This is a genomic window from Paenibacillus sp. FSL K6-2393, assembly GCF_038002545.1.
GTDB lineage: Bacteria > Bacillota > Bacilli > Paenibacillales > Paenibacillaceae > Paenibacillus.
Genome location: NZ_JBBOCU010000001.1, coordinates 2486759 through 2508121 on the forward strand (window position 1 = coordinate 2486759; position 21363 = coordinate 2508121).

Here is a 21363-nt window from a genome sequence, read left to right on the forward strand (position 1 = left end):
ATTACTCCGGGTCCTCTTCTGTCTTTAATTTGCGAGGGAATAGAATACCTGCTGTAATTCTGGCAATCATGGCAAAGGTGAGACCAATGCCTGCAAACATGTAGATTACGGTAAAGGCTTTGCTGAATCCGGTGGATGGCACAAATTCAGGATGTCCCACTGTAGTCAGGGTAACTGCACAGAAGTATAACGCATCGATCCAGTACAGACCTTCAACACGAGTGTAAAACAAAGTGCCTGACAGCAACGTTGCTGCTGTTAACGCGAACAGAGCCAGAAACTTGGGGTCTTTGAACGCATGGAAAATGCCTTTGAGCAATCGTTGTAACGTGATTAGAAATGATACCATGATGATCCATCCTGTCTATGTAAAGTAGGCGGTGTGTTGTATACACACAAAAAAAGCCCGGACTCATGGAGTCCTTCCGGGCGTCTCTGCTTTTTCGGGTACACTTTTGGACCGGAAACGGGGACCTACATAATTACGCTTGCGGTCACGGAACAAGATCCAGCCTCCCAGAAAACTCATACCTGCGGCAAAAAGGACAAGTCCACCGCCAAAGGAAAGCCACTGGAACCCTGGTGAAATCAGTTCGTTCCCGTGCTCGGCATAATATAGGAACAGGGCATCTTTCATCATCAGAAAACCCTTCATTGCCATTAAACCGGGGATGACCAGAACAACAATTGCCAAAAATCGCGCAAAGACCAATCTTGTATTCATGAGCATTATACCCTTTCTGCCAAAGTCGACATTAAATAAAGGTTACGCTTACAGATCATACCTGATTCCATCATAGCTTGGAATGCATGGGCTGTCCATGTGTGATTGCTTCAAACTTTGAGTTGACCGCTCAAGGAGAGTACAATGGCATATAGAGGGTATAAGCTAAACCATGATTTAAGCCATCATAAATTATATTGAAATTTGATTCATAGAGGAGAGCATGAGAGATGCCAATTACATGTGATGTTGCAATTCTTGGAGGAGGAACTGGTGGATATGTAGCTGCGATCCGGGCTGCACAGCTGGGAAAACAGGTCGTTATCATTGAGAAGGACAAGCTTGGCGGTACCTGTCTGCATCGTGGCTGTATTCCGAGTAAGGCTTTGCTGAAAAGTGCGGAAGTATACGCCGAGATCCAGGAGAGCGAGACGTATGGTATCGAGACAGCTGGAGCTACACTTGTATTTCCCAAAGTACAGGCGCGCAAGGATGCAATTGTCGAACAGCTCCATCAGGGCGTTCAATATTTGATGAAAAAAAATAAAATCCAGGTTGTACACGCGAAAGGTCGCGTCATCGGACCATCCATCTTCTCACCGCAGAGCGGAGCAGTCGCTGTGGAGTTTGAAGATGGCGAGATGGATACGGTAGTTCCAACCAATCTCATCATTGCGACTGGTTCGCGTCCACGTGTGTTGCCGGGCCTGGAACCGGACGGCAAGTTTATTATGAGCAGTGACGAAGCCCTGCGTATGGATGAACTTCCTGCATCACTCATCATTGTCGGTGGGGGTGTGATTGGACTGGAGTGGGCATCCATGCTGAATGACTTTGGCGTAGACATCACAGTAGTAGAAGCAGCTGCTCACGTGTTGCCTGCCGAGGATGAGGATGTTGCCAAAGAAATGCAGCGATTGCTAAGCAAACGAGGTGTTCGTTTCCTGACAGGTGCCACTGTTCTAACGGAAACATATAACACGGATCAAGAGGGCATCCAGATTGATGTGCAGCTTGGTGACGATAAGCAGGAAACGCTGAGAGCGGAGAAAATGCTCGTGTCGGTTGGACGTCAGGCTAATGTCGAAAATATCGGACTCGAAAATACAGATATCAAACTGGAGCGTGGATTCATCGCTGTGAACAAACAGTTACAAACCGGCGAAGGTCACATCTACGCCATTGGTGACTGCATCGGCGGTTTGCAGCTTGCACATGCCGCAAGTCATGAAGGCATTCTCGCTGTCGATCATCTGGCGGGCGAAACGGTACATGCCGTAGAATCCCATCGCATCCCGCGCTGTGTGTATACACGTCCGGAAGCAGCAAGCATCGGATTCACCGAGCGTGAAGCCAAAGAACGTGGCTATGACATTAAAACAGGCAAGTTCCCATTTTCGGCGATTGGCAAATCGCTCATTCATGGAAGTCGGGATGGATTCGTGAAGGTGATCGCAGATGCCAAGACGAATGATATATTGGGAGTACATATGATTGGCACCCATGTGACGGAATTGATCGCTGAGGCTTCTCTGGCTCAGATGCTGGATGCCACACCTTGGGAAGTTGGACAAACCATTCATCCGCACCCTTCTCTGTCGGAAATCATGGGTGAAGCCATGCTGGCGGTCGATGGAAAGGCCATTGGAATGTAAGCCAAACAGGCTTATGAGAAAGGTTCTTTCCTTTTTTGGGTAAAAGGGATTATAATAAGGTTAAGCCAAGTCTTAGTACCAGGTTATAAGATCGGGTAGTAAGAGTGGCACAGGCTCTGATTAAAAGGAGGTACCTCATATGAGTTCACAAGGTACTGCAGACGCGGTCCATCGGCATCAACAGCTGGGACTTAGCGATGGTGAAGTATTGGATATGTACAAATACATGCTGCTCGCACGCAAGTTTGACGAGCGTTGCTTGCTCTTGCAACGGGCTGGCAAAATTAACTTTCACGTATCCGGTGTAGGACAGGAAGCTGCCCAAGTAGGCGCTGCTTTTGGTCTGGATCGGGATCACGATTATTATTTACCTTATTACCGCGATTACGGCTTTGTACTGGCGGTAGGCATGACTCCGCGTGAGTTGATGCTGTCTGCTTTTGCGAAGGCAGAAGATCCGAATAGTGGCGGTCGGCAAATGCCGGGTCACTTCGGTCACAAAAAGCTGCGGATTGTGACGGGTTCCAGCCCGGTTACAACACAGGTTCCGCACGCTGTTGGATTTGCGCTGGCTGCCAAAATGAAGAAGCAAGAATTTGTTTCTTTTGTTACCTTTGGCGAAGGATCAAGCAATCAGGGTGACTTCCACGAGGGAGCCAATTTTGCAGGTGTGCATAAATTGCCTGTCATTATTATGTGTGAGAACAATCAATATGCAATTTCGGTACCGATTCACAAACAGTTGAGCGGCAAAATATCCGATCGAGCACAAGGATACGGGTTCCCCGGACTACGTGTAGATGGTAACGATGCATTAGAAGTATATGCTGCAGTGAAGGAAGCGCGTCGCCGTGCTATAGCCGGGGAAGGCCCAACACTGATTGAAGCGATGATGTATCGGTTGTCACCTCATTCCACCTCCGATAATGATCTGGCTTACCGGACCAAAGAGGAAGTTGATGAGAACTGGAAGAAAGATGGCGTTCCTCGCATGAAGAACTACTTGATCGATTGCGGCATCTGGGACGAAGCCCGGGATGCGGATCTGGCTTCCCAGCTTGCGATGGAAATGAAAGAAGCAACTGAATATGCAGACAACGCGCCATATCCTAAACCTGAGGACACTCTGACGCACGTTTATGCGGACAGCGAAGAAGGGGGACGGTAAGTATGGCAGTGATGGAATATATTGATGCAATCCGTCTCGCGATGAAAGAAGAGATGGAACGGGATGAGAATGTTTTTATCCTTGGTGAAGACGTAGGTCTCAAAGGTGGTGTGTTTACCACAACTAAAGGGCTGCAAGATCAGTTTGGCGAAATGCGAGTGATGGACACACCATTGTCTGAATCCGCTATTGCAGGTGTTGCCATTGGTGCAGCGATGTATGGCATGAAGCCAATTGCCGAAATGCAATATTCGGACTTCATGTTGCCGGCAACCAACCAGATCATTAGTGAAGCGGCGAAGATCCGCTATCGTTCCAACAATGACTGGAGTTGTCCGATTGTTATCCGTGCGCCGATTGGTGGCGGAATCTTCGGTGGTTTGTATCACTCCCAATGTCCGGAATCGATTTTCTTTGGTACACCTGGTCTGAAAATTATAGCACCCTACTCGGCATACGATGCCAAGGGACTGCTCAAGGCGGCCATTCGCGACCCGGACCCGGTACTCTTTTTTGAAAATAAAAAATGCTACAAGCTTATCAAGGAAGATGTGCCTGAAGATGATTACATCGTTCCGATTGGTAAAGCCAACGTACTTCGTGAGGGTGCGGATATTACGGTGATCGGTTACAGTCAGCCGCTGCATTTTGTAATGCAGGCTGCTGAGGAGCTGGAACGGGAAGAAGGCATTACAGCACACGTTCTGGATCTGCGGACATTGCAGCCGTTGGATCGTGAAGCCATTATCGCTTCCGCTCGTCTGACAGGCAAGGTGCTGATTGTACACGAAGATAACAAAACCGGTGGTGTAGGTGCCGAAGTTGCCGCTATTATTAGTGAGGAATGTCTATTTGAACTGGATGCACCGATTCAGCGTCTCTGCGGACCTGACGTGCCGGCCATGCCAATTAGCCCAACATTGGAGAAATTCTACATGCTGAGCAAGGACAAAGCCAAAGCAGCAATGCGTACACTTGCCGAGTTTTAATTTCGTTTTTTGGATCGTTTAAAAGTAAAGTTTGGAGTGATAATCAAATGGCTGAACGTATGAAATGGATCGAGGTCATTATGCCGCAATTGGCGGAATCGCTGGTCTCGGCTACCATAGGCAAATGGTTGAAAAAACCGGGCGACCGTGTGGAACAGTACGAGCCGATCTGTGAAGTAATCACTGATAAAGTTAATGCCGAGATTCCATCCACTGTGGATGGAATTATGGGTGATCTTTTGGTGGAAGAGGGCACAACGATTGCTGTTGGTGAAGCAATCTGCCGCATGCAGGTCGCAGCTTCTGACGAAGAAGTGGCCGAGCAAGTAACACAAGTATCGCAGCAACAGGAGCAAGTGCAGCAACATGTCAGCCACACTCCTGTTGCCGCCTCAAATACAGCAGCACATGACCCCAACCAGCCGATGCGCAATCGATATTCCCCGGCAGTGCAATCCTTGGCAGCAGAGCATGGCTTGAACTTGCAAAGCATCCAAGGCACTGGGGCCGGTGGTCGTATTACCCGCAAAGATGTGCTGGCATTTGTTGCACAGGGAGGTAACGCGGCTGGAACGTCTGCACAAGCATCATCTGCAGCAGCACAGCATACACCTTCTGGTGTGCCGTCTGCTTCTCCATTCAGCGGAGTGAATCGTGGAAATGGAGAAATGGGTTTAACCGCTGGAGAAGCGATCTCAGCGTCCGATGCAGGTGTTCCTGTGAGACATTCAGGCATTCATCTAACCGAAAGCCCGAAAATTCCACAGATCGAAGTGGAAGGTGGCGGCCAGGGAAGATCGGAGTATTTCATCGATGTTACCCCTGTGCGTAATGCCATTGCCCGGAATATGCGTCAAAGCGTATCGGAAATCCCGCATGCATGGACAATGATCGAAGTGGACGTAACAAATCTTGTGATGCTGCGCAATAAACTCAAGGATGAGTTCAAGCGTAAGGAAGGCATCAATCTGACATATCTGTCCTTCATGATGAAGGGAGTCGTTAACGCGATTAAAGACTACCCAATCATGAACTCGGTATGGGCAGTGGACAAAATTATCGTCAAACGGGACATTAACCTGTCCATGGCGGTAGGAACCGAAGATTCCGTACTTACACCTGTAATCAAACATGCCGATCAGCGAAATATTGCAGGTCTGGCCCGTGAAGTGGATGAACTGGCTCGCAAAACACGTGAAGGTACGTTGAAGCTGGATCATATGCAAGGTGGTACGTTTACGGTAAACAACACAGGTTCATTTGGTTCGATCCTGTCCCAGCCAATCATTAACTACCCGCAGGCAGCGATTCTTACATTTGAGTCAATTGTCAAGAAACCAGTGGTTATTAATGATATGATCGCTGTTCGTTCGATGGCTAACCTGTGTCTATCACTGGATCACCGAATCCTGGATGGTGTAATCAGCGGACGTTTCTTGCAACGTGTCAAAGAAAACCTTGAAGGATATACCATGGAGAGCAAGGTGTATTAAGTAAATAGTTGACGGGAAAGTGTATGTGCCGGAGGCCGTGCACTTTTCCTGCTGTCTATGGACAAGTGCTCAATTGTACAATGAACCTGAAGCAGAAGGGTGTGGGGAATCATGAGCAAGCCGCTGGATGTTGCATACATACCAATGCTTGATTATGAAGAGGCTTGGAACCGCCAGAAAGCGATTGTGCAGCGATTGGACGAGGGCGAGGGAGCGGAGCAGATGCTGCTTTTACAACACCCGCCTACGTATACAATCGGATCACAAAATCATCCGGAGCATCTGCTTCTCAGTCCGGAAGAGTTGCGTGAGCAAGGGATTTCTTTGTTTCAAATTGACCGCGGCGGTGATATTACTTATCATGGCCCGGGCCAGTTGGTAGGTTACCCGTTATTGATTCTTGGTCGGGATGAAGACCTGGATCTGCACGGCTATTTACGGAAACTTGAGCAGGTACTTATGGATTATCTCGCAGACCAGGGCATCGAAGCCGGACGCAAAGAGGGTTACACGGGTGTGTGGATTGGCGATATGAAGATCGCTGCAATTGGCATCAAGTTTAATCGTTGCAAACACCGCCGCGGTTTTGTGACCAGTCACGGCTTTGCTTTTAATATCAGCTCAGGCATTCAACATGCAGGTTTTCAGGGGATTGTTCCTTGTGGGATTGAGCAGTATGGCGTTACCTCACTGGAGGATATAACAGGCAAGTCCTATGCGGTGGAACAGGTAGCGCAGGAGATTGTTCCGCACTTTAATCGTATTTTTCCATATGAGATTAATTGGGTCACGGAAAAAGAAGCCCTTCAACGTCTGTAAACAGTTCGTCGAAAGGCTTTAGGTTGCTATCCGAACAGCAACGGTTCGAGAGCTATGAAAAGGGTGGACCCGATCATGGCGATCAGCATGAGATAGATGATGATTTTGAACCATTTCTTTTTTTGCATGATGAGAGAACTCCTTTCAACATAAAGTGTGTGTTCAAAAAGACTGGTTTTCAGTACCAAGAAGATGGAATGAAGCTAGAAATGGAGTAGCGGAGCGTAGGAAAACTACGTGAGCAACGGACATTTCGGCTGAATTCCATATTCGATGCTGATGATGCCGCCAGGCATCCTTCGTAATCAAAAGCGGACTTTTTGAACAACCTCATAAAAAGTAAACAAGCCATAGTAATTGTATTGTACCGTATCCACGAGAGGGAGGAAAGTCCTATGATTAAACAACAACGTGTTATCGATCAGTTTATGGAACTGGTGCAGATTGATAGTGAAACGAAAAATGAACAGAACATCTCGAAGGTGTTAAAAGAACAGTTTACAGAGCTTGGTCTTCATGTCTATGAGGACGACACGATGGAGCAAACCGGACATGGCGCCGGAAACCTCGTTATTACCTGGGAAGCCGAAGGAACAGATGGAGTTGCACCGATCTTTTTCACATGTCATATGGACACCGTAACGCCAGGACAGGGAATCAAGCCTGAACTGGGTGAAGATGGCTGGATTCGCAGTGATGGAACAACGATCCTGGGAGCAGATGATAAAGCAGGGATTGCGGCATTGTTCGAAGCGATTCGTGTGATCCAGGAAAACAAGATTCCTCATGGTAAAATTCAATTTGTCATTACAGTTGGCGAAGAGTCTGGCCTGGTGGGCGCACGTGCGATGAATCCGAAGGATATCGATGCCGAGTTCGGTTATGCGCTTGACTCTAATGGAGCTGTAGGCACGATCTGTGTAGCTGCACCAGCCAGAGCTGAAATTCAAATGAGCATCTATGGTAAGTCCGCACATGCGGGCGTGAACCCGGAAGACGGGATCAGCGCCATTCAGGTAGCAGCCAAAGCAATTGCAGCGATGACACTGGGCAGAATTGATGATGAAACGACAGCAAACATTGGCAAATTCCAGGGTGGATCACCACTCAACGTGGTATGTGACTTTGTACAGCTTGAAGCGGAAGCCCGCAGTATTGTGCAGGAGAAAGTTGAATTGCAGGTTGCACAGATGCGTGACGCGCTGGAAACGACATGTCGCAAATACGGTGCAACGGCTGAATTCAGAAGTGAGATCCTCTACCCTGCATTTGGCTTCCATGATGAACACGAAGTTGTACAGCTTGCACAGCGTGCCATCCGCAGTATTGGGCTGGAGACCAGTACGTTTGCTTCCGGTGGTGGCAGTGATGCCAATATCTTTAACGGATTCGACATTCCAACAGTGAACTTGGCGGTAGGGTATGAGGATATTCATACGACCAAAGAACGCATTCGTGCCGAAGACATTGTGAAGTTGTCTCAGGTAGTCGTAGCTATTATTCAGGAAACGGCAGCTGACAAGAAATAATATAGAGCGCATGTTACCTCACATGTTGTTAGACAAAAGTCCGAACCCGGTCTGTATCGGATTCGGACTTTTTGCGAATTCATGTTATATTTCAAGGGAGAAGACTCGTTAATTTAGGGTCAAAAGGAATCAATGGATCGATGACCCATTCATTTACGTCCAGCGAGCAGATCGACTAACTTGGCATCCGGGCCCCACTCGCGCAACCATTGTTTGAGTATGAGCTGTACTTGCCGGGCTTGTCCTACCACGTGTACGGATTGAGGCGTCATATAACTGTTCATCGAAAGTCCCCCTGATTCGTTTATATTTGCTGTGAGAATTCTATACGCTCACCATATGCCCAAAATCAGAGATATATACATTAACCGAATATATAAATTGAGCTAATCCTTTACACAAGAACGGAGAGGACAGAAATAACCAAGAGAAGCGGAGCGTTCGCCTTTATAACCAAATTTTATCTATTAGAGAAAGAAATCAAAAAAATCTGGGGATAACAGCGATCGAAGGGTTGTTCTGTCATCGGAGTGGTTAGTGTAAATATTTTTAGTCCATTTATATATAATCCTACGATATGGAGTTGAAGAACAAATGAAACCAAACCAATCTGCCCAATCCATCCATGCAGCACAACCTGCCAATCCAAAACTGGATGAAGTGACCGTATCCACCAAGCCAATCTTCGAGGGCAAAGTGATTTCACTTCAAGTCGATACCGTTAAACTGCCAAACGGCCAGACGGCTACACGTGAGATAATCCGGCACCCTGGAGCGGTAGCTGTACTCGCTCTGAATGGGGATCGCATGCTTGTTGTAGATCAGTATCGTCAGGCAATGGGACGCACCGAAGTGGAGATTCCTGCGGGGAAACTGGACCCGGGTGAAGAACCAGAGGTTGCAGCAGCACGTGAATTGCGAGAAGAGACAGGATATGTAGCCAAGTCGCTACGTCATTTGCGTTCATTCTACACGTCACCGGGATTCGCAGATGAGATCATTCATCTTTACATCGCTGAAGAGTTGGTAGCAGGGGACATGGCGCTGGACGAAGACGAATTCCTTGAAGTTGCCGAAATAACTCTGGAGGAAGCCTATGCGCTTATGGACGAGAACCGTATTAGCGATGCCAAAACGATGATGGCTGTGTACGCGTGGGACCTTTACAGAACGACAGGACGGTTCTAGGCATGCAAGGCCAACTGAAAACGTCCACGATGTGGGAGCCCTGTTATACAGACCTGCATATCCATATCGGACGAACCTCTCGCGGAGAGGCCGTTAAAATCAGCGGCAGTCGCGATCTGACATTTGAGAATATCGCTCGGGAAGCATCGGATCGCAAAGGAATTCATTTGCTTGGTGTTATTGATTGTCATTCTCCGGTTGTACAGATGGATATTGAGCAATTGCTGGAGAGTGGTACCATGTCCGAGATTGAGGGCGGCGGTATTGCCTACCAGGACACTACCATTCTGCTGGGTACAGAGATTGAGCTGCGCGAGCCTGGAATGCGTGAGTTTCATATGCTGGCGTACTTCCGTGATCTGAAAACGATGAAGTCTTTCACGGACTGGATGAAACGTTATATGAAAAATGTGAACCTCAGTTCTCAGCGGGTGTACGTGCCCGCGCTAGAGATGCAGGCTGAGATTAAGGCACTTGGTGGGCTTATTGTGCCTGCACATGTATTTACACCGCATAAAGGCATCTATGGCAGTACTGCGCCCCGTATGGGCGATGTATTGGATACCCGTCTTGTGGATGCTGTCGAGTTGGGGTTAAGCTCTGATTCATCCATGGCCAGTTATATTCGGGAGTTGGATCATGTACCGTTTCTCACCAACTCGGATGCTCATTCACTCGGTAAGATTGGACGGGAGTATAACGAACTGCAAGTTGCTGCCCCTTCTTTTGATGAATTCCGTATGGCACTTCAAGGAGAAGCCGGCAGGGAAATTGCGGCCAATTATGGACTGAATCCAAGACTGGGCAAGTATCACCGTACTTACTGTGCAGCATGTGGCAGCATTATGGATGAGCGAGCGATGTCAGCAGAGCGTTGTCCGCACTGTGGCAGTCTGAAGCTGGTTCAGGGGGTGCTGGACCGCATTCTGGCGATCTCTGATCGGGAGAGTCCTCATGTCCCTGCAAACAGACCGGCCTATCATTATCAGGTACCACTGGAGTTCATCCCCGGACTTGGCAAAGCCAAACTGCGCCAGCTACTGGACCATTTTGGTACAGAAATGAATGTACTTCATCGCACGCGTGAGGAAGAGCTTGCTGCGGTTGTTGGACCTGTGCTAGCAGGCTTAATTGTGGCTGCACGGAACGGACAACTGGAGCTGTCCTCCGGAGGTGGCGGCACGTACGGTAAAGTTGCTGTTCAGGTGAAAGCTTCGGAGTGACCCGTGTAATTACTCCTAGGTTCAACTGATAAAGCTTCACTTCACGTAGAGCCAATCTGGACAAGAAGTCATACAGGTGCGTTCCGGTTCATAAGAATGACTATGAGGATGTAACTGAGAATCCTTGCAGCATGATACCGGAAAGGGGACTCGTACCTGTATGCGCTCTTCCTACTTTACATTTAAAGGTCAGACTTCGTTATATGTATTTGTGGCTGTCTTGTTTCTGGTCGGCGTCATTTTTGGTGCGCTCATGGTGAACGCATTGTCTCTTGAGCAACGTCAGGATCTGGAGGGTTATCTCGGCAATTTCTTCATGACCGTGCAGCACAGCGCACAAGTGACTGAGACCGGGGCATATTGGGACATTGCCATGCTCCATCTGAAATGGGTGGGTCTGATCTTTATTCTGGGTTTATCCGTTGTTGGACTGCCCGGTATACTGGTTCTGGATTTTTTGAAAGGTGTGCTCATTGGATTCACAGTAGGGTACCTTGTTGGGCAGTATTCCTGGAAAGGGCTGCTGTTTGCACTGGTGTCCGTGGCACCACATAATCTATTTGTCATTCCGATCCTTCTGATCTGCAGTGTGGCGGCGATGACGTTCTCGTTATACATCATTCGCAATCGTGTTTTGATGCAGCGAACACCTGGTCGACAAAGGCCTTTTGCTTCATATATAGTGTTAACTTTGGTTATGGCTGCATTGCTGCTCGGCGTGGCGTCTTTTGAAACATGGGTTACACCTGCGATGATGCGTTGGGTCACGCCAATGTTACTACCGGCCTAACGTGCACCGTATAGTGTAAAATGTTGACTTTAATTACGCACTCCCCCTATAATGAAAAGAGTGGGTTAAGTTGCAGTGTGCAGTGATTTCCTAGGGGGAGGGAGAAAATGGAAGCACGGATTGATAAAATTAAGCAGCAACTACAGTCCCAAGGATATAAATTAACGCCCCAGCGGGAAGCCACCTTAAGAGTACTTCTTGAGAATGAAGAAGATCATCTGAGTGCAGAAGACGTATTCATGCTCGTTAAAGAAAAGGCTCCCGAAATCGGTCTGGCAACCGTGTACCGTACCCTCGAACTGCTGAGTGAGCTGCATGTTGTAGAGAAAATCAACTTCGGCGACGGTGTAGCGCGTTATGATCTGCGCGGAGATACATCCAAGCATCACCATCATCACTTAATCTGTGTTCAATGCGGAAGTATGGATGAAATACGTGAAGACTGGCTTGGACCGCTTGAAGAGCGTTTGGAGCGGGAATTCAACTTTTCGGTAGTAGATCACCGACTGGACTTTCATGGAATTTGTTATCGTTGCAAAGCTAAAAATGAACAGAAACCCAAAGATGAAGAATAACATAGCATATCTTCAAGCTCTCACCGGCGGTTTTGACGGGAGAGCTTTTTTGGCAACGGACATGATCTGGAGTTTCCTCCGAATGGCATAAATCTGTGTTTATGGACATACCCTGATTCAAGGACATTACCGGATTCGAATCAGGAGGGGGACACGCCCATGATTATATCAGTGCGGAGAGGGCTCCGTTTTATTCGATTTATTATATTTTTTGCCGCATTAGTTTATCTGTTCTATCATGTTCTGGATCTGTTTAATGGCTGGATCTCACCTGTGGATCAGTATCAGATGCCGACTGGCAATGCAATCAAAGTTTTTCAGGAAACGGATTGGCCGGGTAATGGAGAAGGACGTCCTACGATGGCAGAGCGTCTCCGTTTGTTCTATTGGTACGGGGAGTAGCTTCAAACAGCCAGGGATGCAAATACGGGAGCAGTCTGCCAGAGCGGCAGATCTGTCAGTTGAGGAGCGTTGTACATGAAACAGACGATACATGCCTATGCCTTATACTTGGAAGATGATAAAGGGATGTCGAGCAGCACGCTTGAATCGTATCTCCGAGACGTGGACAAGTTCATTGAATTTGCAGAGAAGGAATATGGCATACGCGAAGCCGATCAGGTCAGACGCACACATGTCGTCCTGTTTGCAGGTCAGCTCAAACAGGCAGGACGTGCCAATGCAACCATTGCCCGCAGCATCGTATCTCTGCGCTCCTACTTTCATTTTTTGATGCGGCGGGGTGATATTATACAGGACCCTACGTTTGATGTGGAAGCTCCCAAGGCGGACAAGACGCCACCACAGGTGTTAAGTATCCAGGAGATCGAACAACTGCTGACAGCGCCTGATATTCGTTCACCGCAGGGTGTGAGAGATCGAGCGATGCTTGAACTATTATATGCTACAGGCATTCGGGTCTCTGAACTGATTGCGCTTGACATTCGGGATGTACAGCCAGGCATGCGCTTTATACGATGCGGTGGGGCGGGCAAGGAACGCATCCTTCCCATCGGTGCACCAGCTGCACATTGGGCGAGTGTATATGTGGAGGAATTCCGCAATAAGTTGCTCAAAACCGATTCGGACGAGCAGGCACTATTCGTGAATGTATCTGGCAGACGTTTAACCCGGCAGGGCTTCTGGAAGCTGCTCAAAAAAGCGGCAGTGGACGCGGGAATCTCGGAAGAAATAACGCCGCATACGCTGCGTCATTCCTTTGCGGCACACCTGATTGCCAATGGGGCGGATACACGTGCGGTTCAAGACATGCTGGGTCACGTGGAGCAGCCTGGACAACAATATGGCAATCATGGTCGCAAAACCATGAAAGAAATCTATGAAACCCATCATCCGAGGGCAAGATAGATTTTGACGCATGGCATTCACAAATAAATGCGGAACATTGGGCCGATTTAGGATAAAATAAATTGAATACATCCAAACGCCGTTATACATAAGACGGATCGTTTCAACTCAAGGAGGAACATACAACGCATGACAGCATTAAACCAACAAATGATTTCGGAAGCAGCATCTTATATTCAAAGCAAAAGCTCCATCAAGCCGGAAGTCGGTTTGATTTTGGGTTCGGGTCTTGGCGTACTGGCAGAACTGATTGAAGATGGCGTAAGTATTGCTTATCAGGATATTCCACATTTTCCGGTGTCCACAGTAGAAGGACATGAAGGTGAACTATTGGTCGGAACCATTAAAGGTCGTCCAGTCGTGATGATGAAAGGCCGTTTCCATATGTACGAAGGATATGGTCCGGAATTGACAGCTTTCCCGGTCCGGGTTATGAAAGAACTGGGTGTAAGTAGCTTGCTTGTAACCAATGCTGCAGGCGGTGTGAATACGTCGTATGAAGCTGGAGACTTGATGCTGATCTCTGACCACTTGAATCTCACAGGCAAAAATCCACTGATTGGACCAAATGACGCTGCACTGGGCGTGCGTTTCCCGGATCTGTCCGAAGCATATAGCCGCCGTTTGCGTGCGCTGGCGAAGGATACGGCCGCATCACAAGGTTTTAACGTACGTGAAGGGGTATACGCAGGTATGCTTGGTCCAAACTACGAGACACCGGCAGAGATCAGAATGCTGCGTACATTGGGCGCAGACGCAGTGGGCATGTCCACTGTATCTGAAGTGATCGTGGCACGCCACGCAGGCCTGGAAGTACTCGGTATTTCCTGTATCAGCAACATGGCTGCCGGAATTCTGGACCAGCCACTGTCACATGATGAGGTTATGGAGACAACGGAACGTGTGCGTGAGTCGTTCCTGGCGCTGGTATTGGCTGTTATTCCACAAATGTAAGCAAGATTTGAGTAGATAAGGTTACCTCTTTGAATGAGAAATCATCGGAGGTAACCTTTTTTTTGTTGTGTTAAACGTACGGTTACTCATTCGTTGAGTGCAGTGCGTTTTTTAGCTTTGACCACATTTTCAATAAAAGTTCGGGAAATCATGCTTTACATGGAATAATTTACTGGAAACGGGCCGACAATGATTAGCAGTACATGCATGGAACATGCAGTAAGCAAGTCATTTGAGGAGGTAAACTTGTGAAGAAAAGAATAATGGCATCGTTCATGACCCTTTGTATCCTGCTGTCCCTTTTGGCATCAACGGCATTAGCTGAAGAAACACCGAAGGCAGCGGGAGGAACTGATCTGGCCCCGTCGGCGCGCTCTGCGATCTTAATGGATGCAGACACGGGAACGGTCATTTATGAGAAAAACAGTCATGATCAGCTGCCTCCGGCGAGCATTACAAAAATTATGACCATGCTGCTTACGATCGAAGCGATCGACTCAGGCAAGCTGAAGCTGACGGACAAAGTAAGAGCGAGCGAATATGCAGCTTCGATGGGCGGTTCGCAGATCTTCCTGGAGCCTGGGGAAGAAATGACAGTTGATGATATGTTAAAAGGGATCGCGATGGCTTCGGGCAATGATGCCTCGGTAGCTATGGCTGAGAAGATCGCTGGCTCGGAAGAAGCCTTTGTACAGCTGATGAATGAGCGTGCGAAGGAGCTTGGCATGAAGGATACTCATTTTGCCAACTGTAACGGTCTGCCGGTCGATAATCATTATTCTTCCGCCCATGATATTGCCGTCATGAGCCGTGAACTGTTGAAACATTCCGGGATTACGAAGTACACCGGTGCATATCAGGATTACCTTCGCAAAGATACGGAAAAGCCATTCTGGCTGGTTAACACCAACAAGCTGGTTCGTTTTTATCAAGGGGCAGACGGTTTGAAAACAGGTTACACTTCCGAAGCGAAATTCTGCTTGTCTGCAACGGCGTCCAAAGATGGATTGCGTGTCGTTTCCGTGGTACTTGGTGAACCAAATACCAAAACACGGAACAGTGAGGTATCTTCGATGTTTGACTATGCGTTTAGCCAATATACGATGAAGGCGCTCTACAAGGCAGGGGATCTGCTGGGCAGTCTGAAGATCGAAAAAGGTGAAGTTGCCGAATTGCCTCTAAATGCCACGCAAAATTATAGTGTACTGATGCGCAAAGGAGCCAAATCCAACGACATCCGACATGAATTGTTGGTTGCCAAAGAATTGAAAGCTCCGATCAAGGCTGGGCAAAGTATAGGTAAACTTGTGGTTTACCAGGGCAATGACGTGATTAAGGAGTTCGATATTCAGGCTCCGCAGGATGTGAATAAGGCTGGCTGGTGGAAGCTGTTCAAGCGGACAACGTCCAACCTGTTTGACTAAACGGCGATTTCTGCGAGTTGCACGCATCCTTCGAACATATTTTGTAGTTAAATAGGGGTTTTCTTCTAGTTTTGTCGGGGGGCAGGAAAAGCCTTCGGAAGCGTAGAAATCCTTGTTCTAAGACAGGGAGGAGAGTGAGCAAACGTGAACTTGCATGTGGAAATGGAACACCATCGCGGGATTCTGATTGTACGATTATCCGGGGAGCTGGATCACCATACAGCTGACATGGTACGGATGCAGATGGATGAAGCCATCCAGCGGAGACAAAGCGAGCATCTCGTACTCAGCCTGAAAGATCTGCAATTTATGGACAGTTCGGGTCTGGGTGTCATTTTGGGAAGATACAAGCTCATTAAGAATAAAGGTGGCAAGATGGTGGTCTGTGACGTCAATTCGCCAGTGTACCGATTGCTGGAAATGTCGGGTCTGTTCAAGATTATGCCGATATACGAAAATGAGGGAACTGCTCTCTCAGGTCTGGAGGTCGTCTCATGAATGAAGGAACAGGGACAAATTTCATGAATCTGCAATTCGCGGCCAAGTCAGAGAATGAGTCGTTTGCACGGGTAACCGTTGCTGCGTTTATCTCCCAGCTTGATCCAACGATGGACGAGCTCAGTGACCTGAAGACGGTCATTTCGGAAGCCGTGACCAACAGCATCATCCACGGATACAACAACAACTCCGAAGGTGTTGTGTCTATCCAGGCCGAGATTCGGGAAGACATGATCACAATCATCGTGGAAGACCGCGGTGAAGGAATCGAAGATCTTGAACTCGCCAAGCAGCCGCTATATACGTCCAAACCCGAACTTGAGCGGTCGGGCATGGGCTTCACCATTATGGAAAACTTTATGGATGAATTCGAAGTCAGCAGTGAGCCCGGCAGAGGCACCTCCATCAAGATGAAAAAAAGGATTGAATCCAAGAAAGCATTGTATAATTAGGGGTTGGTGTTCTTATGGATGCTGAAGTGAAACCATCTTCACAGACCTATTTGGACGATGCCGAGGTCAAACGGCTGATTGCGCTCAGTCAGTCGGGTGACCATGTCTCACGGGATACGCTGGTGAACTGCAACATCAGACTCGTCTGGTCCGTCGTACAGCGTTTTATGAACAGGGGATATGATCCGGAAGATCTGTTCCAGATTGGTTGTATCGGTCTGCTCAAGTCAGTGGACAAATTTGATCTCAGTTATGACGTGAAGTTCTCAACCTACGCGGTACCGATGATCATCGGAGAAATCCAGCGATTCCTGCGGGATGACGGTACCCTGAAGGTCAGTCGTTCACTAAAAGAGATGGCGAATAAAGTCCGTAAAAAAAGGGACGAACTGTCTAAACATCTGGATCGTCTGCCAACGATTAAGGAAGTTGCCGCAGAGCTGGGGGTAACCCCGGAGGAAGTCGTATTTGCCCAGGAAGCGAACAAACCACCCACCTCCATTCATGAGACGGTATTCGAGAATGACGGTGATCCCATCACGTTAATGGATCAGATTGCCGACGAGTCTCAGGAACGTTGGTTTGACAAACTGGCCCTGAACGAAGCCATCGGTGGTCTCAGCGAGCGGGAGCGGTTAATCGTTTATCTTCGGTATTACCGGGATCAGACGCAGTCCGAGGTTGCCAGCAGGCTGGGAATATCTCAGGTACAGGTATCACGTCTGGAGAAAAAAATACTGCAATCCATCCGCGACCAGATCGCGCAGTGATTTTGTGGAGTGCAACAACAATATTGGCGCTTATGCACCAATATACGACAACTAACAACCTTCTATCGCGCATTATGGCGAGGGAGGTTATTTGTTGTTACTCCGGGGAGATCTCGAACGATTGGACTGCATGACCAGCATCATGCCAAGAATACATGCCATACCAATCCATTGATAGAGGCCAAAAGGTTCATGCAGCCATATAACGGTTGTTCCGACAGCAGCTAGGGGCTCTGCGCTCCCGAGCAGGCTAGTTTCCTTGGGTGTAAGACTTTTGAGACTCGCAATATAAAACCAAAAAGCAATCATGGTTCCAAAAAGGATCGTAAATATCAAATAACCGTAGGTTTCCAGCGTGATGCTAGCAAAATTCATTTTCCAGGGCGGGTGAATAAAACTCATTCCCAAACCAGCGATGATCATAGCCCAGCCGACCACAACAAGTGAATCGAACTTTTTAATCAGTTGCACGGCATACAGCGTATAAAATGCAGCTGAAACCCCGGATAATATGCCCCACATCACTGCGAGCCAGGAGACAGATAACTGCGTGAGTGAGCCGTTCGTCAGTAGGAGAAAACACCCACCGAGAGCCAGAACGGCGCATGCAAGGTCATTGCGTGTAAGGACAGACTGCTTACGGAGTGCGATGTAAATCATGATCATGACAGGGGACAGGTACTGCAGGAGTGTAGCTACCGCTGAATTACCGTGTTTAATGGATGCCATGTACGTATACTGGACGGTAAGCATACCGACCAATCCAAAGATGATCAGCTGTCCAGCCGTTTTTTTATTTCTCCACACATCAAAAATCTGAAATCGTCCATTAGTAAACGATTGAATAACCAGTAATAGTAACCCAGCGATCAACAATCGTACCGTGACATACCAATTGACCTCAATTCCATCCAGTTGAAACAGTTTTTGAGATACCGTACCCCCAATGCCCCAACAGATGGCTCCGGTCAGAACGAGTACGATGCCTGAAATTTTGGATTTTGCAGAAGTTGTCATTCTTGTTCGCCTCACCTTAAATATAAGAATAGTGTTATATTAAGGAGAAATGCGGTACATTAATATCAATATTACACTTAAAAATATAACTATATTGAGATGAGGGCCATGCGGAAAATCGAATTTATCATTGATCAACAATTGAAAGAAATGACGCAACACCGTACCGATACATTATCTATAGCCTGTTATGAGACAACCATTGTTCAAAATGTTCACGGACATATTCCTCTCCACTGGCATGATGAATTGCAGTTTGTTACCGTTCTTCAGGGTACGGCGTTGTTCCATATCAACGATCAAAAGATGATTTTGTCCAAAGGAGACGGGATTTTTATTAACAGTGGAGTAATGCATATGGCTGAGGATCACGGTGTGAGCGAGAACTGCATTTATTTATGTCTGAATTTGTCCCCGCATGTTATCATGCCTTCGGATTTGTATATAAAGTACGTACATCCATATGTAACAGCAACTAATTTGCCTTTTCTGTATATCGAAAGAGCTAACGCTTGGGGAGAACAGATCCTGGATGCTATTGCACGGATTAGAAAGGAGCTAGTGTACCAAGTTCCTTTTTACGAAGTGAATGTTGCTTCTGCGGTGCTGAATATGTGGAAACTGCTGATTATGAACGGATATTCCCTGGAACATGATCCATCAGAGATGAGCAGAAACAAGCGAATGAAAGACATGTTGCAATGGATTAATCTCAACTATACCGATCCAATTAAGCTGGAAGATATTGCAAAGGCCGGACAGTTAAGTCGATCGGAGACATGCCGTTATTTCAAGCAAATCCTGAAAACTACACCCATGCAATATGTGATAGAGTACCGCATCCAAAGAAGCATTGAACTATTGCAATCCTCCAAGCGTAGCATCACCGAAATTGCCTATGAGGTTGGTTTTAACAGCACGAGTTATTACATCAACCAATTCCGCAAAACAATGAATTCAACCCCTTTACGATTTAGAAGGGAATTGAACGAAAGAGAAAAAGAACATAATTTTTGAGTTATTGTACATGATCCGTGAACCTATTTACCAGTACCAAGAGTCGCCCATACGGCGACTTTTTTGATATGTAAAATAATGTTTCACACTTAGTTACGCCTCAAACCGATCACAAGGAGAGCGTATAAAAGGCTGTAGTCTAAGACGGTTCCAGAAGACAACTTCAAGAGTCATAGAATTTTGAGCAAAATAACCCCAAAAAGCTCATCTTTCAATTCCCTTCCTGCCTACTCCCCCAGCATATTTATTTCAAACGTTTGGAAACGGGAGGACGATGGGTAGCGGAGGGATGGAATCGGTCAAAAGGAGCGAAGCGTGAGGGCTCACCTAAGGATACATAAGCAACGCAGGCGGCAGATTAGACCTGAAGAAGCGAAGCGTTCGCCTTTGTCTCCAAATTTCTAACACTTAGAAATCAATCAAAAGAAATTGGAGACAACAGCGATCAGAAGGTTGGTCTGCCGTCGGAGTGTCTGCGTGTATCCTCCCCCGAGCAACAGCGACCAATGACCGATCCATCCCGCAGCGCCACCACCCACCTCCCGATCTTTTTCCAACCAATTTGTAATAAATTTGCACATTCTTCAAATACTAACCTAAATTACGCAGTAAAGGAGTGCTATGGATGTCCCAGACACCCACTCCAATGGTCTATATTCGTCTGCGCAGCCGTATTCGCATCCAGAGGGGCAGAGCAGTCAAGCTTGGAGACATTGCACATGTACTGACCTCTTCTGAAGACCAGGAGGGCAGGCTACTGGAGCTTGAACTGCTGCGCCCTGGACCGGAGGATGGCAATCTGATCCTCATTGATATATTGCAAATTATTCCCCGAATTCGGCACGTCTTGCCGGAGGTAAGTGTGGAACTGATGGGATCAGGTCATACGTTGGTTGAAGTCATTGCGGGAAATGGTCAACCTTCCAAGTCCCTGTTCATTCTGGTTTGGCTGCTGCTGTTTTTTGGATCAGCCTTAACCATTATGAATTTTCATGCCGATGTGAACATGCAGGAAGTACAGATTCGAATTGTGGAGATGCTCACTGGGCATCGGGACGAACATCCCTATCTGTTCCAAGTGGCGTATTCCATTGGCATTGGATTCGGAATGGCAGTATTTTTTAATCATTTGTTCAAGAAAAAGTGGAATGAGGAACCTACCCCGCTGGAAGTGGAGATGTTCCTATACCAGCAAAATGTAGATAAATATGTGGTGATTGAAGAAAGCGAACGGATGCACGAGCAGGAACGCAGGGAGATGAATGCGGATGAGCGTTCTTAATGGAGCAATCAGCATTGTATTGGGTATTGCAGGGGGAATTGCCGTAGGGAGCGGCGTAATTGCGCTCATTCTGGTGCTCGATATGATTCCCAGGTTGGCCCAACTTACGCAATCGTATGACAAGACTCACTGGTACGAAGGGGCGCTGATCGGTGGTTCACTGCTCGGGACGGTGGCGGATTTCTGGCACTGGAAAATGCATGGGGTGCTGCTGCTCAGTCCAATCGTTGGTTTATTCTGTGGGGTGTTCATCGGTCTGCTGGCCGCAGCGCTCACTGAGGTGCTTAATGTACTGCCCGTACTAGCCAAACGATTGGGCATGAAACCTTATTTGTTTGGATTACTGCTCGCCATGATTTTGGGCAAAATGACAGGTTCCCTGTTTGATTTTTTCATATATCAGCGGTAACTCGTGGCCATAGGAGGAT

Annotated in this window: 26 protein-coding genes; 20 read left to right on the top strand and 6 right to left on the bottom strand. The window is 47.6% G+C overall.

What is annotated here, in order from left to right; genetic code table 11:
- Nucleotide 1 precedes the first annotated feature (1 nt).
- Nucleotides 2–349, bottom strand: a complete 348-nt coding sequence (locus MHI14_RS10955; protein WP_341130300.1) for a potassium channel family protein — start codon at nucleotides 347–349, stop codon at nucleotides 2–4.
- Between the two features lie 63 nt (nucleotides 350–412).
- Nucleotides 413–730, bottom strand: a complete 318-nt coding sequence (locus MHI14_RS10960) for a DUF2627 domain-containing protein (protein ID WP_017687618.1) — start codon at nucleotides 728–730, stop codon at nucleotides 413–415.
- A gap of 224 nt (nucleotides 731–954) precedes the next feature.
- Here MHI14_RS10960 and lpdA point away from each other — a divergent pair, with 224 nt between their 5' ends.
- From lpdA to lipB, 5 genes are all read left to right on the top strand, one after another.
- The gene (gene lpdA, locus MHI14_RS10965) at nucleotides 955–2379 is read left to right on the top strand and encodes a dihydrolipoyl dehydrogenase (RefSeq protein ID WP_091028844.1); all 1425 of its coding nucleotides are present in this window, start codon (nucleotides 955–957) and stop codon (nucleotides 2377–2379) included.
- Nucleotides 2380–2518: 139 nt separating this feature from the next.
- Complete coding sequence (locus MHI14_RS10970) at nucleotides 2519–3547, top strand: thiamine pyrophosphate-dependent dehydrogenase E1 component subunit alpha (protein WP_341130301.1); 1029 nt, start codon at nucleotides 2519–2521, stop codon at nucleotides 3545–3547.
- A 2-nt stretch (nucleotides 3548–3549) separates the two neighbouring features.
- Nucleotides 3550–4536: an alpha-ketoacid dehydrogenase subunit beta gene (locus tag MHI14_RS10975; RefSeq protein ID WP_017687621.1), complete on the top strand. Its 987-nt coding sequence runs from the start codon at nucleotides 3550–3552 to the stop codon at nucleotides 4534–4536.
- Between the two features lie 47 nt (nucleotides 4537–4583).
- The gene (locus MHI14_RS10980) at nucleotides 4584–6029 is read left to right on the top strand and encodes a dihydrolipoamide acetyltransferase family protein (protein WP_091028848.1); all 1446 of its coding nucleotides are present in this window, start codon (nucleotides 4584–4586) and stop codon (nucleotides 6027–6029) included.
- A 111-nt stretch (nucleotides 6030–6140) separates the two neighbouring features.
- Entirely contained in the window at nucleotides 6141–6848 is a 708-nt protein-coding gene (gene lipB / locus MHI14_RS10985; RefSeq protein WP_339309948.1) for a lipoyl(octanoyl) transferase LipB, read from the top strand.
- Between the two features lie 26 nt (nucleotides 6849–6874).
- On the opposite strand, the gene prli42 is transcribed toward lipB, so the two are convergent.
- Nucleotides 6875–6976, bottom strand: coding sequence for a stressosome-associated protein Prli42 (gene prli42, locus MHI14_RS10990; RefSeq protein ID WP_017687624.1), 102 nt, complete (start codon nucleotides 6974–6976; stop codon nucleotides 6875–6877).
- 267 nt (nucleotides 6977–7243) lie between these two features.
- On the opposite strand from prli42, the gene MHI14_RS10995 reads away from it, so the two are divergent.
- On the top strand, nucleotides 7244–8377 hold the full coding sequence (locus MHI14_RS10995) for a M20/M25/M40 family metallo-hydrolase (protein ID WP_133385404.1): 1134 nt from the start codon (nucleotides 7244–7246) through the stop codon (nucleotides 8375–8377).
- A 149-nt stretch (nucleotides 8378–8526) separates the two neighbouring features.
- Here MHI14_RS10995 and MHI14_RS11000 read toward each other — a convergent pair whose 3' ends face one another.
- Entirely contained in the window at nucleotides 8527–8661 is a 135-nt protein-coding gene (locus tag MHI14_RS11000) for a Z-ring formation inhibitor MciZ (protein WP_091028853.1), read from the bottom strand.
- 310 nt (nucleotides 8662–8971) lie between these two features.
- Here MHI14_RS11000 and MHI14_RS11005 point away from each other — a divergent pair, with 310 nt between their 5' ends.
- The 11 genes from MHI14_RS11005 to sigF all read left to right on the top strand — a co-directional run bounded on the left by MHI14_RS11005 (nucleotide 8972) and on the right by sigF (nucleotide 17619).
- Nucleotides 8972–9565 carry an NUDIX domain-containing protein gene (locus MHI14_RS11005; protein ID WP_076333240.1) on the top strand — a complete coding sequence of 198 codons (594 nt, stop codon included), beginning with the start codon at nucleotides 8972–8974 and terminating at the stop codon, nucleotides 9563–9565.
- Nucleotides 9566–9567: 2 nt separating this feature from the next.
- Nucleotides 9568–10788 carry an endonuclease Q family protein gene (locus MHI14_RS11010; RefSeq protein WP_341130302.1) on the top strand — a complete coding sequence of 407 codons (1221 nt, stop codon included), beginning with the start codon at nucleotides 9568–9570 and terminating at the stop codon, nucleotides 10786–10788.
- A gap of 160 nt (nucleotides 10789–10948) precedes the next feature.
- The gene (gene spoIIM / locus MHI14_RS11015) at nucleotides 10949–11578 is read left to right on the top strand and encodes a stage II sporulation protein M (RefSeq protein WP_017687629.1); all 630 of its coding nucleotides are present in this window, start codon (nucleotides 10949–10951) and stop codon (nucleotides 11576–11578) included.
- A 107-nt stretch (nucleotides 11579–11685) separates the two neighbouring features.
- Nucleotides 11686–12153: a ferric iron uptake transcriptional regulator gene (fur, locus tag MHI14_RS11020; RefSeq protein ID WP_036607866.1), complete on the top strand. Its 468-nt coding sequence runs from the start codon at nucleotides 11686–11688 to the stop codon at nucleotides 12151–12153.
- A gap of 159 nt (nucleotides 12154–12312) precedes the next feature.
- Nucleotides 12313–12555, top strand: a complete 243-nt coding sequence (locus MHI14_RS11025; RefSeq protein ID WP_017687632.1) for a DUF4227 family protein — start codon at nucleotides 12313–12315, stop codon at nucleotides 12553–12555.
- Between the two features lie 75 nt (nucleotides 12556–12630).
- Nucleotides 12631–13521 (top strand): tyrosine recombinase, encoded by an 891-nt coding sequence (locus MHI14_RS11030; protein WP_133385402.1) that lies wholly within the window; start codon nucleotides 12631–12633, stop codon nucleotides 13519–13521.
- Between the two features lie 129 nt (nucleotides 13522–13650).
- Nucleotides 13651–14475 carry a purine-nucleoside phosphorylase gene (locus tag MHI14_RS11035; protein ID WP_091018093.1) on the top strand — a complete coding sequence of 275 codons (825 nt, stop codon included), beginning with the start codon at nucleotides 13651–13653 and terminating at the stop codon, nucleotides 14473–14475.
- Nucleotides 14476–14723: 248 nt separating this feature from the next.
- Nucleotides 14724–15899, top strand: coding sequence for a D-alanyl-D-alanine carboxypeptidase family protein (locus MHI14_RS11040; RefSeq protein WP_150364566.1), 1176 nt, complete (start codon nucleotides 14724–14726; stop codon nucleotides 15897–15899).
- A gap of 144 nt (nucleotides 15900–16043) precedes the next feature.
- Entirely contained in the window at nucleotides 16044–16397 is a 354-nt protein-coding gene (gene spoIIAA, locus MHI14_RS11045; protein ID WP_017687636.1) for an anti-sigma F factor antagonist, read from the top strand.
- Nucleotides 16394–16849, top strand: a complete 456-nt coding sequence (gene spoIIAB / locus MHI14_RS11050; RefSeq protein WP_036672324.1) for an anti-sigma F factor — start codon at nucleotides 16394–16396, stop codon at nucleotides 16847–16849. The genes spoIIAA and spoIIAB overlap by 4 nt, the downstream gene beginning before the upstream one ends.
- A 14-nt stretch (nucleotides 16850–16863) precedes the next feature.
- A complete protein-coding gene (gene sigF, locus MHI14_RS11055) occupies nucleotides 16864–17619 on the top strand; it encodes an RNA polymerase sporulation sigma factor SigF (RefSeq protein WP_036607856.1) in 756 nt (251 codons plus the stop codon).
- Between the two features lie 87 nt (nucleotides 17620–17706).
- Here sigF and MHI14_RS11060 read toward each other — a convergent pair whose 3' ends face one another.
- The gene (locus MHI14_RS11060; RefSeq protein WP_091028870.1) at nucleotides 17707–18636 is read right to left on the bottom strand and encodes a DMT family transporter; all 930 of its coding nucleotides are present in this window, start codon (nucleotides 18634–18636) and stop codon (nucleotides 17707–17709) included.
- A gap of 108 nt (nucleotides 18637–18744) precedes the next feature.
- Between MHI14_RS11060 and MHI14_RS11065 the strand changes: the two genes are divergently transcribed.
- Nucleotides 18745–19653 (top strand): AraC family transcriptional regulator, encoded by a 909-nt coding sequence (locus MHI14_RS11065; RefSeq protein WP_341130303.1) that lies wholly within the window; start codon nucleotides 18745–18747, stop codon nucleotides 19651–19653.
- Between the two features lie 419 nt (nucleotides 19654–20072).
- Here the strand turns inward: MHI14_RS11065 and MHI14_RS11070 are convergent, their stop codons facing one another.
- Entirely contained in the window at nucleotides 20073–20210 is a 138-nt protein-coding gene (locus MHI14_RS11070) for a hypothetical protein (RefSeq protein ID WP_341130304.1), read from the bottom strand.
- A 68-nt stretch (nucleotides 20211–20278) separates the two neighbouring features.
- Here MHI14_RS11070 and MHI14_RS11075 point away from each other — a divergent pair, with 68 nt between their 5' ends.
- A complete protein-coding gene (locus tag MHI14_RS11075) occupies nucleotides 20279–20935 on the top strand; it encodes a stage V sporulation protein AA (protein ID WP_249913476.1) in 657 nt (218 codons plus the stop codon).
- Nucleotides 20916–21344 carry a stage V sporulation protein AB gene (locus MHI14_RS11080; RefSeq protein ID WP_026080996.1) on the top strand — a complete coding sequence of 143 codons (429 nt, stop codon included), beginning with the start codon at nucleotides 20916–20918 and terminating at the stop codon, nucleotides 21342–21344. Before MHI14_RS11075 ends, MHI14_RS11080 begins: the two co-directional genes overlap by 20 nt.
- The last annotated feature ends 19 nt before the right edge of the window (nucleotides 21345–21363 follow it).